The following is a 12,781-nucleotide window of genomic DNA, read 5'->3' on the forward strand; positions in this document are numbered from 1 at the left end:
CGGGGGCCCCCCCCGCGCCCCCCCCGGCCCCGTACCTCCACTGCCCGGCGGCGACACCCGGCCCCGGCTCCGCTCGAGCCGGGTGTCGCCCACCGGTATCCCCGGTTCTCCGCGCTAGAGGTCGGGGGAATCCTGCTCGCGGCGCGCAGCGCGTCGGCCTGCCGCCGTCGCGCGCGCCCGCCGAGGGCCGGGCGACGCGCTCGCGCGCTTCGCGCTCCGCGTCTTTCGTCGCGTGAGGACGTGTCGCACCGCCTCGCCGATCCCCGCGGGGCTCTCGCAGACGACCACGCCCGCCTCGCGGAGCGCCGCGATCTTGGCCGCGGCGGTCCCGCTCGAGCCCGAGATCACCGCGCCCGCGTGGCCCATCCGCCGCCCGGCGGGCGCGCTCCGCCCGGCGATGAAGCCGACGACGGGCTTCGTCACGTTCTTCCCGATGTAGCGCGCGGCCCACTCCTCGCCCGACCCGCCGATCTCGCCGATGAGGACGATGGCCTCGGTCTCCGGGTCGGCCTCGAAGCGCGAGAGGCAGTCCACGAAGTCGGTGCCGTTGACCGGATCGCCCCCGATGCCGACGGCGGTCGACTGGCCGAGGCCGAGGTCCGTGAGCTGCTTCACGGCCTCGTAGGTGAGGGTGCCCGAGCGCGAGACGATCCCGATGGGACCGGGCCGGTGGATGTGGCCGGGCATGATCCCGATCTTGCATTGCCCGGGCGTGATCACGCCGGGGCAGTTCGGGCCGAGGAGCCGGACCCCGGGGCGATCCTGCAGGAACCGCTTCACCGTCACCATGTCGAGGACCGGGATCCCCTCGGTGATGGCGGTGACGAGCGGGACGCCCGCGCCGGCGGCCTCCATGATCGCATCCGCCGCGAACGGCGGCGGGACGAAGATGACGCTCGCGTTCGCGCCGGTCTCGCGCACGGCGTCCGCGACCGTGTCGAAGATCGGGACGCGCTGCTCGAACCGGGTGCCGCCGCGCCCCGGCGTGACGCCGGCGACGACGCGCGTCCCGTAGCCGAGCATCTGCTCGGCGTGGAAGCTGCCCGCGGCGCCCGTGATCCCCTGCACCACGACCTTCGTGTTCCTGTCGACGAAGATGCTCACGATTCCTCCCGCTCGGTGAGTGCCCGGTGCCGTGTCACGCCGCCGCCCGCGCCGCCGCGACCGCCTTGCGGGCCGCGTCGGCGAGGTCGTCTGCAGGGATGATCTCGAGGTCGCTCTGCGCGAGGAGGCTCTTCCCGAGCTCGACGTTGGTGCCCTCGAGCCGCACCACGAGCGGGACCGAGAGCCCGACCTGCCGCGCCGCCGCGAGGATGCCCTTCGCGATGACGTCGCACTTCATGATGCCGCCGAAGATGTTGACGAGGACCACCCGGACGCCCGGGTCGGCGAGCAGGATCTTGAACGCCGCGGCCACCTTCGCCTCGGTCGCGCCGCCGCCCACGTCGAGGAAGTTCGCCGGCCGGCCGCCCGCGAGCTGGATCATGTCCATCGTGCCCATGGCCAGCCCGGCGCCGTTCACCATGCAGGCGATGTCGCCCTCGAGCGCGACGTAGGACAGATCGTGCTCCTTCGCCTCGAGCTCGCGCGCCTGCTCCTCGTCGGGGTCGCGGAGCGCCGCGAGGTCCGGGTGACGGTGGAGCGCGTTGTCGTCGAGCTCCAGCTTGGCGTCGAGCGCGACGAGCTCGCCCTCCGCCGTGACGACGAGGGGGTTCACCTCCACGAGCGAGGCGTCCGTCGCCGCGTAGGCGCGGTACAGGCCCGCGGCGAGCTGGACGAACCGGCCCGCGGCCTCGCCGTGGAGGCCCAGGCCGAACGCGAGGCTGCGGGCCTGGTTCGCCTGGAGGCCGGTGAGCGGATCGATCACCGCGCGCAGGATCTTCTCGGGGTGGAGCCGCGCGACCTCCTCGATCTCGACGCCACCCTCGGTGGACGCCATGACCGTGACGCGCCCGGTCTCGCGGTCGACGGTCATGCCGAGGTAGAGCTCGCGCTCGATCCGGCAGCCCTCCTCCACGTAGATCTTCCGGACCCGCTGGCCCGCGGGGCCGGTCTGGGCGGTGACGAGCACCATCCCGAGCATGGCCTCCGCGTGATCGCGCGCCTCGTCGGAGGAGCGCGCGAGCTTCACGCCGCCGGCCTTGCCGCGGCCCCCCGCGTGGATCTGCGCCTTGATCGCGCAGATCGGCGTCGCGAGCGCGCTCGCTGCCTCCTCGGCCTCGGCCGGCGACGTCGCGAGCTTCCCTCGCAGCACCGTCACCCCGAAGCCGCGCAGAAGCTCCTTCGCCTGGTACTCGTGGATCCTCACGGGTGGGGCTCCTCTCGCTGTCGTGCCGCCTGGGGCATACGAGAGCAATCGCTGCGCCATCGGGCGCATGCCTCGGCCCCTCCCTCCAACCCCCTGGAATGTCTCCGATCGCCTCCGCCGCACGCGGCGCCGCTGGCGTGGCGACCTCCGCTCGCGTACCGTTCTCGGGACACCGCGTCCCGGATTCGGCTCTCCGTCGCGGCGAGCGCACCCCGGCGACGCTGGAGGCCGCGTGCCCTTCCGCAGCGAGGAGAAGCCGGTCATCTGGGCCTTCAGCGCGAGCCGCCTGCGGCGCGTGCTCGAGAGCGCCGCCCCGATCTACGCCGACCGCGCCGAGGTGCGGGTGTTCGACCTCTCCTTCGAGGGCGCGCTGGAGACGGCGCGCAGCCTCACCGAGGCGGACGAGCGTGTGGACGCGTTCGTCGCCGCGGGCTCGAACGGCGCCTACCTGCGCGACCACGCCCCGGTGCCGGTCGCGCTCGTGGACGTCTCGACCACCGACGCGCTGCAGGCGCTCGCGCACGCGCGCACGCTCGGCCGCCGCGTGGGCATCGTGAACCACCGCCGCGTGCTCCCCGGCCTCGAGCGCTGGAAGGACCTCCTGCGCGGGGTCCAGATCGAGCAGCGCTCCTACGTCACCCCCGAGGAGGCCCGGGCCGCGGTCGCGGAGCTCGCGGCGCACGGGTTCGAGGTGGTGGTCGGCCCCGGCCCCGCCTGCGACGAGGCCGAGCGCGCCGGCCTCAGGTCGGTCCTCCTCTACTCGCTCGAGTGCGTCTGCGAGACGATCGAGCGCGCGATCGAGATGGCCCAGGTCGCGCGCGCGGAGCGCCGGCGGCGCGAGCAGCTCGCGGCCGTCATCGATCACATCGACGAGGCCGTCGTCGCGGTGGACGCGAGCGAGCGCATCGCGATCGTGAACCCCGGCTTCGAGCGGCTGCTCGCGGTGAGCGGCGCGGAGCTCCTGGGCAAGCGCCTCTCGAGCGTCGCGCCCGAGCTCTCCCTCTCCCGGGTCCTCGAGACGGGCGCGGCCGAGCTCCGCTCCTTCCAGAAGCTCGGCGCGCGCAGCCTGGTCGTGAGCCGCATCCCCGTGCGCGAGCGCGGCGTGCTCTCGGGCGCGGTGCTCACCTGCCAGGACTCGAGGACGCTCCTGCGCGTCGATCGCGATCTCCGCTCCGAGCTCCGCCCGCGGCGCTTCATCGCCCGCTACGAGCTCGCCGGGATCGTCGGGACCTCGGCCGCCATCCGCACGGTGAGGGCGCTCGCCGAGCAGTACGCCGGCACGGAGGGGACCGTGCTCATCACCGGCGAGAGCGGCACCGGGAAGGAGATGGTCGCGCAGGGGATCCACAACGCGGGCCGCCGGCGCGACCACCCGTTCGTCGCGATCAACTGCGCCGCCTTCCCCGAGGCGCTGCTCGAGTCGGAGCTGTTCGGCTACGAGGAGGGCGCCTTCACCGGCTCTCGCCGCGGGGGGCGGGCGGGGCTGTTCGAGGCCGCCCACACCGGGACGATCTTCCTCGACGAGGTCGGCGACGTGCCCATCACGCTGCAGACCCGCCTCCTGCGCGTGCTCCAGGAGCGCCAGGTGCTGCGGCTCGGCAGCAACGACCCGACCCCCATCGACGTCCGCGTCGTCGCCGCGACGAACCGGGATCTGAAGCGCGAGATCGGCCGGGGAGCGTTCCGCGAGGACCTCTACTACCGCCTCAACATCCTCCCCATCCCCATGCCGCCCTTGCGAGCCCGGAAGGACGACGTCGCGCCCATCGCGGAGGCGCTCCTGCGCGACGGGCTCGCCCGCCACGGCGTGCCGGACGTGCTGCCGCGGGCGCTGGCGCTGCTCCTCCCGTGGCTCGAGGGCTACGCCTGGCCGGGCAACGTCCGCGAGCTCGAGAACGTGCTCGAGCGCGTGGCGGTGCTCTACGCGCACCGGGCCGCGGCGCCCGAGCGCGTCGGCCCGGACGAGCTCCGCGCCGTGCTCCCGGAGCTGTTCCAGCTCCCGGAGGCGCCGCCGGACGCCGATCTCCGCAGCGCGCGCGAGGCCCAGGAGACGGCGGTGATCCGGCGCGTCATCGGCGAGTGCGGCGGCAACGTGAACGAGGCCGCGAAGCGGCTCGGGGTGGGGCGCTCCACGCTCTACCGGAAGCTGAGGACGCCGAGCTGAGGACCTCCCCATTCCCGTGGGCTATAGTCCGCCGCCATGAACTCGGGCATCGGGCGCGTGCTCCTCCGCTGGGCACCGGGCGCGACCATCGCGGCCACTTTCCTCGGGATGCTGGCGCTCAGCTGGGGAAAGTGGCCGGACGTCCTCGTGGACTTCGGCCACGAGCTCTACGCGGCGTGGCGGCTCAGCGAGGGGCAGGCGCTCGGCCGGGACATCCAGTGGGGCGCGACCGGTCCCCTTCCACCTTATGTGAATGCCGCCGTCTTCCGGATCTTCGGCCCCGAGCTTCGCGCGCTCGTCGTGTTCAATCTCCTGCTGCTCGCGCTGTTGACGTGGCTGCTCTACTCGCTGATCCGCGCCCTCTCGGATGGCTCCACCGCGACCCTCGCGTGCGTCGCGTTCCTGTCGATCTTCGGGTTCGGCCAGTACGTCGGGATCGGCAACTACAACTACGTGACGCCGTACTCGCACGGCGTGACGCACGGGCTCATGCTGTCGCTCCTCGCGATCTGGCTGTTCCACCGGTTCGCGACGGGAGGGGATCGGCGCCACCTCGGCGCCGCGGGGATCGCGGTCGGGCTCGCCTTCCTGACCAAGCCCGAGCTCTTCGTCGCGTGCGTGGCCGCGGTGGGCGTCAGCTGGCTGGCGTTCGCGAGAGAAGTCCGGAGCACCCGCCGAGCCTTTCCTGCGCTCGCCGTGCTGCTCGGCGCTGCGTGCGTTCCGCCCGTGGTCGCGTTTGCGCTGCTGCTGCTGAAGCTGCCCGCGCGGGACGCGCTGCACGTGACGCTCGCGCCATGGGCCCTCATGGCGACGCCGCTCACGAAGACCCCCTTCTATCTCGCAGGCGTCGGGCTCGACGCGCCCGCCGTGAACCTCGCTGCCCTCGCGCGCTGGGCCGGTGGGTACGTGCTCGTCGCCGGGCTCGGGGTGGCCGCGGCGCTGGCGGCTCACCGGCTGCGCCTGTCATCCTTCGTGTGGAGCGTCGGCGCGTTCGCGCTCACCGTCGCCGGGCTCACCTCGCTCGTGCCGCCGTGGCACTGGTTAGACGTCGCCCGGCCGTTGCCGCTGTTCGTCCTCTTCGGCGCCGCCGCTTACGCCTGGCGGGCGTTCAGGGGGCCACCCGGCGAGGCGCGGACGAGCGCGTCATCGCTCGGGTTCGCGCTCGCGACGTTCGCGCTCGCGCTGCTCGGGAAGATGCTCCTGAACGCCCGCATCATCCACTACGGGTTCGCCCTCGCGATGCCGGCGTCGCTGCTCGCGATCGTCTGGTTCACGTGGTCAGCCCCGAAGCTCCTCGAGAGCCGAGGACTGCGTGGCGGCGTGTTCCGCGGCGTGGCGACGGGGTTCCTCGCCGTGATCGCCCTCGCGTACGTCCAGCGGGCGTCGAACCTGTTCGCCACGAAGAAGGTCCAGGTCGGCACGGGCGCGAGCGCCTTCGTCGCGGACGACCGCGGCCGCTTCGTGGCCGAGATGGTGCGGCGGATCGAGCAACGCGCCGCCCCCGGCGACACGCTCGCGGTGATCCCCGAGGGCGTGATGATCAACTTCCTCACCCATCACAGCAGCCCGTCGCCGTACCTGACGTACCTGCCGGACGCGATCGCCGCTTTCGGGGAGGCGGCGATGCTCGAGGCGCTACGCCACGCTCCGCCGGACCTCGTGCTCGTCGTGTCGCGCGACGCGTCGGAGCATGGCGCCCGGACCTTCGGGATCGATTACGCGGGCGACACCTTGCAGTGGCTCCGCCAGAACTACGCTCCCCTGACGGTCGTCGGCGGCTCGCCCTTCAACCCCGACCAGTACGGGATGATGCTCCTCGCGCGGACTTCGCCGTCGCGCTCCGCGCGCGCGGGTCCGTAGCCTGTACGCAACGGCGGCGCGCGCCCCGCCGGTCACGGAGACGCGCTCTCGTGGGCGAGCCGCTGCGCCTCCTCGCGCTCGGGCGGCTCGCCCGGATGCGAGGCGTACCAGATGCCCAGGGCGATCACGATGACGAACAGGACCCAGATCGGCCCGCGCGGCTCGCCGTCCTCGGTCACGCGACGCTCCCGCCGCAGGGGCGAAGCACGACGACGCCGGCAGTGAAAGGGGCGCTCACGCGGCGAGCGTACCCCTCGGCGGGCCCGCGTGAAACGCGGCGTCCTGGCGCAGGCCGTCCGGCTCCGCCGGCGAGCCGGCGCCGCGGCTCACCAGCCCGGCTTCACGTTGTAGCCCCAGCCGCGGATGTCCCAGGACTCGCTCGTGATGTACGGGACGAAGCCCTGCGCCGAGATGGCGTCGTACAGCTCGCGCGCCCGGTCGCTGGACGGATCGGCGTACTCCGCGACGAAGACCGGGACGCCGCGCTCCTTCAGCGCCTTCATCTGCTGGAACTGCGGCCCCCAGTACCACGGGTCCTCCCACGGCCGGAGATACGCGGCGGGGTAGCTCGAGGTGGAGAAGAGGCCCTCGGTCTCCATCCCGTGGACGTACTGCGGATACGCGAGCGCGAACTCGAACCCCTGGTTGAAGATGAACTTCATGTCCGGATGCTGGTCGAGGATCCGCTGCATCACCGAGGCGATGGCGTCGTTCACGTCCGCGCGCGTCTTGCCGGGCGGCACGTCGGGGGTGGCCGCGTCCCACTTGATGCCGCGCGAGCCCGTGCGATACGCCTCGTCCGAACGCCGGACGAGCCAGTCCTGCCACGAGGGATGCGTCACGTCGACGAGCTCCAGTCCCCAGTCGCCGTTCGTCCGCAGGATGTCGCCGCTGTAGCCGGACGCGGCGCGCAGCTGTCCGTCCAGCTCGGCCAGGTTGACGTACGCGAACGGGCGCACCCCCGCGTTCGCGAGGATCTCGTTCGTCTGCGTGTCGCCCGGGTAGCCGGTCTCGAACCACTCGAAGCCCGCCCGCGCGACCGCCTCGGCCGGCAACCCGCCGCGGGCCCAGCCTCCGAACGACGGCATCGGCGAGTCGTCGCCGCGAAACTTCGTGACCGCGCTCTGAGCGCGGCCGTCGCCAGGAGCGCCGGCGTCGGCGGCCGCGGTGGTCTCGCACGGGGCAGCGGTGCCGCCGCACGACGAGGGGGCGCCGCCACCGCCACCGCCGCAGGCCGTGGCGAGCGAGATGAGCGAGGCGAGGGAGAGCGCTGCGGTGAGGCGTTCCTTGCGAATCAGTGTGGGCTCCTTCCGTTCCTGGTTCCGCGGCGAGAACGGGAGGCCCACCGACCGCATTTCCTGCGGACAGGTAGTCAACGGTGAGCAGAGGAAGGGGCCGGTGATCCGTATGCCCCCGTTTGCCTACTGGAGCGCACTTGGCAGCCCGATGCCCACACGCAGCTCGGTCGCTCGTTATTTTTCAGCTGGGACTGAGAAAGAGCTGCACGGCTCGCGCCTGGGCGCGCGAGCGAGCATGCGCCCGGAGCCGCACCCTCACCGCGGGCGCCGTCACGCCCCTGGTCATTTCGGGTACGCGCGCGCCCGAGGCTTCGAGCGAGCGCTCGGAATGAAGGTCGAGCGCGGGCTGCGCGTGTGGGAACGAATGGCCGCCGAGGCTCTACGGGAGGGGCCGCCGGAGCATCCGGCAGATCCCCCGTCCTCGACGCCGTCCATCGGAAAAGAAAATGCCGGAGCCGCCCTGTAAGCCGAGTTCTGTCCCGCGGGTCTCCCCGCGGCGGCGAACATTCCTCTAGGACGCGCGTTGCCGCGCGCCTCAAGCGGGCCATACCCGGAGGCGAAGACCGGGCCAGTCGCCTCCCTATTTGCCCTTGCACCGGGTGGGGTTTGCCGTGCCGCGCCGGTCACCCGGCGCGCGGTGCGCTCTTACCGCACCGTTTCACCCTTGCCACGCACGCCTCGCGGCGCCGTTCGGCGGTCTGTTCTCTGTGGCACTTTCCTGCGGGTCGCCCCGACCGGTCGTTAACCGGCACCCTGCCCTGTGGTGCTCGGACTTTCCTCGGCGGCCCCCGTTCCTGCGAGGCCGACGCGTTCGCCCGAGCGGCTCCAGCGAGACCCGTGTAACACGCGAGATGGGTGGCGGCAACGCGAGCCCCCGCGCGGCGGTGCGGCGGACGAGCGGGCGGGGACCGCCGCCCGCTCGAACCTGGCCCTCGAGCTCGTCGCACCAGCGGGGCTTGACGGCTGCCGAATGTCTCCGATATATCGACGACACACGACGAGCTGTCGCTCGAATGGAGGCGCTCATGTTCGGTCCATGGTCGTTTCGGCGGTTCCACCACGATCCCGAGTCCTGCTTCGCCGGCGGAGGCCGCGGCCGGCACCACCGCCATCGCGGCGGCCATCACGGGCACGGCGGCGACGGCCCGGGGCCGGGCGGCGGCGACAACCCGTGGGGCGGGAATCCGTTCGGCGGGAACCCCTGGTCCTTCTTCTTCCGCGGCCGGAAGACCCGGCGCGGCGACGTGCGCGCCGCCATCCTCGCGCTCCTCTCGGAGCAGCCCCGCAACGGCTACCAGATCATGCAGGAGCTGGAGCAGCGCAGCGGCGGGGTGTGGCGTCCGAGCCCGGGCTCCGTTTACCCGGCGCTCCAGCTGCTCCAGGACGAGGACCTCGTGAAGGCGGAGGAGAGCGGCGGAGGTCGCGTCTTCCAGCTCACGGAGCACGGCCGGGCGTACGTGAAGGAGCACGCCGAGGACGTCGCGGCGCCGTGGGAGGCCGCCCGCGCCGCCGCCGGCGAGGATCTCCCCGAGCTCCTGGGCCTCGCCCATCAGGTCGGCGTGGCCGCGGCGCAGGTGGCCCACGCCGGAACTCCCGCCCACGTCGCCGAGGCGCGCAAGGTGCTCCAGGACGCGCGCCGCGCCCTCTACCGGATCCTCGCGGAGGACGCGCCCGAGCACGGGCGGTGACCGCACGGGCGAGGTCGCTGGCCCACCGGCGTCACCTGCGCATCGCCACCGGCACCCCGCGCTTCGGGCACAGCTCCTCGACCGGACAGCGCGAGCACGCCGGCCGCCGCGCGTCGCAGGTCCGCCGCCCGTGCCACACGAAGAGCTGGTGCGCCTCGCCCCAGCGCTCCTCCGGCACGAGCGCCATGAGGTCCTGCTCCACCTTGGACGGGTCCGCCTGGCGGGTGAGCCCGAGCCTCCGCGCCACGCGGCCGACGTGCGTGTCCACCGGGAACGCGTGCGCGGCGCCGAGGTGCACGAGCACGACGCCCGCGGTCTTGCGCCCGACGCCCGGCAGCGCCTCGAGCGCCTCGCGCGTTCGCGGCACGCGCCCGCCGTGCTCGGCGGCGATGGCCGCCATCGCGGCGACGATCGCCTTCGCCTTGTTGCGGTAGAGCCCGAGGCTGCGGATGAACGGCCAGAGCTCCTCGGGCGCGGCGGCGGCGTAGTCCGGCGCGGTGCGGTAGCGCGCGAAGAGCGCGGGCGTCGCGCGGTTCACGCCTGCGTCTGTGCTCTGCGCCGACAGGATCACCGAGACGAGCAGCTCGAGGTCGTTCCCGAACTCGAGCGCGATGCGCACGTCCGGCATGGCGCGGGCCAGCCGGTCGACGATCTCCACCGCGCGGGCGCGCTTCCCGGCGGCAGGGGGCCGCCTCCTCGTGGGTGTCGGCATCGCGCGCGGATGCTAGCACCGCCCGCGATGGTCGCGGCGCCGCGCCGGCACCGGGCGAGGCGTGGCCCACGGCGCTGGATGAGCCGCCTCCGGGCTTCCAGCACGAGCCCGTCTGGTTCCGGCGCGTCGCCCGCCTGGCCGGGCGCGCTCCCGCCTCCACCGAGCGCTCGGGGTGCGGTGAGCCGGAACGCGATCCCGAAAATCCCGCCTCCTCGCGGCGCCGGAGTTAGGCTCCCCTGCCCATGACCCCCATCGATCTCCGGTCCGACACCGTCACCCGGCCGACCCCCGCCATGCGCGAGGCGATGGCCCGCGCCGACGTCGGCGACGACGTCTACGGCGAGGATCCCACCGTGAACCTCCTCCAGGAGGAGGTCGCGGGGCTCCTCGGCAAGGAGGCGGCGCTCTTCGTCCCCTCCGGGACGATGGCGAACCAGGTCTCGCTCGGCGTCCTCACCCGGCCCGGCGACGAGATCGTCTGCGACGCGGGCGCCCACTGCATCTCGTTCGAGAGCGGCGCGCTCGCGGCGCTGTGGGGCGTCCAGGCGCGGACGATCGCGGCGGAGCGCGGGCTCCTCGAGCCGGCCGCGGTCGAGGCGGCGATCCGGCCCGCCGGCGACGTCTACCCCCGCACCCGCGTCGTCGCCCTCGAGAACACGCACAACCGCGGCGGCGGCGCGATCTACCCGCTCGAGCGCGTGCGCGCCCTCGGCGAGCTCGCCCGCGCGGGCGGGCTCTCCCTGCACCTCGACGGCGCGCGTCTGTGGAACGCGTGCGCCGCGACCGGGGTCGCGCCGGCGGACTACGCGCGCGAGGCGACCACCGTCTCGGTGTGCCTCTCGAAGGGGCTCGGTGCGCCCGCGGGGTCACTCGTGGCCGGCGCGCGCGAGCTCGTCGCCGAGGCGCGCCGGCTGCGGAAGCGGCTCGGCGGCGGGATGCGCCAGGCCGGGATCCTCGCCGCGGCCGGGCTGCACGCGCTCCGCCACCACCGCGCGCGGCTCCCCGAGGATCACGCGAACGCCCGCCACCTCGCGGACGGCCTCACGGAGCTCGGCGGGCTCCTGCCCCTGCCGGTCGAGACGAACCTCGTCTTCGTCGCGTTCACCGGCCGGAGCGCCGCCGAGCTCTCCGCGCGCCTCGCGCGCGAGGGCGTCCTCGCGAACCCGGAGGGCTCGCGGCCCGACCTGCTGCGCCTCGTCACGCACATGGACGTCTCGCGCGCCGACGTGGACGAGGCGCTCGTCCGCATCGGCCGCGTGCTGCGCGGCGCGTGACGGGCCGCGAAGGCGAGGCGCGGGAGGGCGCGTGGTAGCATCCGCGGCGCGTGCTCCGCGCCCTCGCGATCGCCCTCGTCGCCGCCGCGCTCGCATGTGGCCGCGCGCCCGCGCGGAAGATGACGTTCGCGGACGCAGGCTTCACGGCCGGCCGGCCGGGGGGCGACGACGCCGGGAGCGCGCAGGAGCCGGAGGAGCCGCCCCCGCCGCCCGTGGACGTCCCCGCGCCCGAGTCCATCGCGAGCGAGGCGCCCGAGGGTCCGCCCATCGACGGCACGCTGCTCCGCTTCGCAGCCCAGGCGCGCGATCGCCGCGCGACGCGCCCCGCGGGCCGCGGCTTCCCCGAGGACGCGGACCGCGCGTGGCGGGGGCTCGTGGCGGAGCTCGACGCGTACCTCGGCCGGGCGCTGCCCCAGACGCCGCTCCTCGAGCTCGTGCGCGCGCGCGTCACCGTCGAGGCGGAGTGGGACTACGACGTGCGCCACTACGGCCCGCCGCCCCGAGACCTCGCCGCGCTGGTGGCCTCGCGTGCGGCGCGCTTCGGCACCCGCATCGCCACCGCCCGCGCGCTCGGCCTCGGCCTCTTCGCGCGCACGAGGCCGCCGCTCCTGCGCTGGCCGGTGGAGCAGGCCGGCATCTCGAGCGTCTTCGGGATGCGCACGCACCCCCTGGACGGCCAGCGCCGGATGCACTTCGGCGTCGATCTCGCCGCCGACGCCGGCCGCGTCGTCGCCGCCGCGGCGAAGGGGTTCGTGGTGCGCGCCGGGTGGATGGGCGGCTACGGCCTCATGGTGGAGGTCCACCACGCCGGCGGGCTCACGACGCGCTACGGCCACCTCGCCGCCCTGCTGTGCGCGCCGGGCGACGCGGTCGAGCCGGGGGGACCGCTCGGCGTGGTCGGCCGGACTGGCCGCGCGACCGGACCGCACCTGCACTTCGAGGTCTGGCGCGGCGGCGAGCCGTCGGATCCGCTCGCGTGGCTCGGGGTCGTCCCCGCGTCGGGCGCCGGCTTCGGCCACCCCGCGGCCCGCCGCTGACGGAGCCAAAAAGCGAGCGCCCCGCGAGCTGCGCGCGGGGCGCCCGGTTCCCACACCCTCCCCCGAGGACCTTGCTCCACCGGGGCGCGGCGGATGACGCTCTCGTGTATCAATGAGGGGCACGCGGGGTCAAATCCCCCCGCCTTCACATGGAGTCCCGATGTCCGCGTTCCTGGCGGTCACCCTCCCGCTCGCGCTCGCGGCGACCCTCGACGTCCCGGCCGGCGCCGATCTCGCCGCCGCGCTCGCGCGGGCCCGCCCGGGCGACGTGGTGCGGCTCGCCGCCGGCGAGCACCGCGGCGGCATCGACCTGCCCGCCGGCGTCCGGCTCGAGGGCGCCGGCGCGGGTCGCACGCGCGTCGTCGCGCCGGAGGGGGAGGACGCGCTCACCGCCTCCACCCCCGGCGCCGCCGAGGTCGCGGCGCTGGCCCTCGAGGCCG

At 74.2% G+C, this 12,781-nt stretch carries 11 protein-coding genes and 1 other RNA gene; 6 read left to right on the forward strand and 6 right to left on the reverse strand.

Going from position 1 to position 12,781, the window contains the following annotated elements; translation table 11 throughout:
- Positions 1–114: 114 nt before the first annotated feature.
- Positions 115–1,104 carry a succinate--CoA ligase subunit alpha gene (gene sucD, locus MNY60_RS01005; protein ID WP_242338565.1) on the reverse strand — a complete coding sequence of 330 codons (990 nt, stop codon included), beginning with the start codon at positions 1,102–1,104 and terminating at the stop codon, positions 115–117.
- A gap of 34 nt (positions 1,105–1,138) precedes the next feature.
- A complete protein-coding gene (sucC, locus tag MNY60_RS01010) occupies positions 1,139–2,308 on the reverse strand; it encodes an ADP-forming succinate--CoA ligase subunit beta (protein WP_242338567.1) in 1,170 nt (389 codons plus the stop codon).
- Positions 2,309–2,540: 232 nt separating this feature from the next.
- Here sucC and prpR point away from each other — a divergent pair, with 232 nt between their 5' ends.
- Together prpR and MNY60_RS01020 are read left to right on the forward strand one after the other, a co-directional pair.
- Complete coding sequence (gene prpR / locus MNY60_RS01015; RefSeq protein WP_242359843.1) at positions 2,541–4,472, forward strand: propionate catabolism operon regulatory protein PrpR; 1,932 nt, start codon at positions 2,541–2,543, stop codon at positions 4,470–4,472.
- A 36-nt stretch (positions 4,473–4,508) separates the two neighbouring features.
- Positions 4,509–6,332, forward strand: a complete 1,824-nt coding sequence (locus MNY60_RS01020) for a glycosyltransferase family 39 protein (RefSeq protein ID WP_242359844.1) — start codon at positions 4,509–4,511, stop codon at positions 6,330–6,332.
- 32 nt (positions 6,333–6,364) lie between these two features.
- Here MNY60_RS01020 and MNY60_RS01025 read toward each other — a convergent pair whose 3' ends face one another.
- From MNY60_RS01025 to rnpB, 3 genes are all read right to left on the reverse strand, one after another.
- Complete coding sequence (locus MNY60_RS01025; RefSeq protein WP_242338573.1) at positions 6,365–6,511, reverse strand: hypothetical protein; 147 nt, start codon at positions 6,509–6,511, stop codon at positions 6,365–6,367.
- Between the two features lie 147 nt (positions 6,512–6,658).
- Entirely contained in the window at positions 6,659–7,420 is a 762-nt protein-coding gene (locus MNY60_RS01030) for an endo alpha-1,4 polygalactosaminidase (protein ID WP_242359845.1), read from the reverse strand.
- A gap of 657 nt (positions 7,421–8,077) precedes the next feature.
- Positions 8,078–8,457: RNase P RNA component class A (rnpB, locus tag MNY60_RS01035), an RNA gene on the reverse strand.
- A 186-nt stretch (positions 8,458–8,643) separates the two neighbouring features.
- On the opposite strand from rnpB, the gene MNY60_RS01040 reads away from it, so the two are divergent.
- The gene (locus MNY60_RS01040) at positions 8,644–9,318 is read left to right on the forward strand and encodes a PadR family transcriptional regulator (RefSeq protein WP_242338577.1); all 675 of its coding nucleotides are present in this window, start codon (positions 8,644–8,646) and stop codon (positions 9,316–9,318) included.
- A 31-nt stretch (positions 9,319–9,349) separates the two neighbouring features.
- Here MNY60_RS01040 and nth read toward each other — a convergent pair whose 3' ends face one another.
- Entirely contained in the window at positions 9,350–10,030 is a 681-nt protein-coding gene (gene nth / locus MNY60_RS01045; RefSeq protein WP_242338579.1) for an endonuclease III, read from the reverse strand.
- Between the two features lie 242 nt (positions 10,031–10,272).
- On the opposite strand from nth, the gene MNY60_RS01050 reads away from it, so the two are divergent.
- From MNY60_RS01050 to MNY60_RS01060, 3 genes are all read left to right on the forward strand, one after another.
- Positions 10,273–11,304, forward strand: a complete 1,032-nt coding sequence (locus MNY60_RS01050) for a low specificity L-threonine aldolase (protein WP_242338581.1) — start codon at positions 10,273–10,275, stop codon at positions 11,302–11,304.
- 50 nt (positions 11,305–11,354) lie between these two features.
- Positions 11,355–12,341 carry a M23 family metallopeptidase gene (locus MNY60_RS24105; protein ID WP_242338582.1) on the forward strand — a complete coding sequence of 329 codons (987 nt, stop codon included), beginning with the start codon at positions 11,355–11,357 and terminating at the stop codon, positions 12,339–12,341.
- Positions 12,342–12,501: 160 nt separating this feature from the next.
- The coding region (locus MNY60_RS01060; protein ID WP_242359846.1) for a hypothetical protein at positions 12,502–12,781 on the forward strand (280 nt) is incomplete at its 3' end.

It is taken from the genome of Anaeromyxobacter sp. SG17 (assembly GCF_022690695.1).
GTDB lineage: Bacteria > Myxococcota > Myxococcia > Myxococcales > Anaeromyxobacteraceae > Anaeromyxobacter > Anaeromyxobacter soli.

Excerpts from the sequence above, each read along its gene's own strand:
- MNY60_RS01020 (WP_242359844.1), top strand. The coding sequence starts at position 4,509 with ATGAACTCGGGCATCGGGCGCGTGCTCCTCCGCTGGGCACCGGGCGCG.
- MNY60_RS01040 (WP_242338577.1), top strand. The coding sequence starts at position 8,644 with ATGGAGGCGCTCATGTTCGGTCCATGGTCGTTTCGGCGGTTCCACCAC.
- MNY60_RS01030 (WP_242359845.1), bottom strand. The coding sequence starts at position 7,420 with ATGCCGTCGTTCGGAGGCTGGGCCCGCGGCGGGTTGCCGGCCGAGGCG.
- nth (WP_242338579.1), bottom strand. The coding sequence starts at position 10,030 with ATGCCGACACCCACGAGGAGGCGGCCCCCTGCCGCCGGGAAGCGCGCC.
- MNY60_RS01050 (WP_242338581.1), top strand. The coding sequence starts at position 10,273 with ATGACCCCCATCGATCTCCGGTCCGACACCGTCACCCGGCCGACCCCC.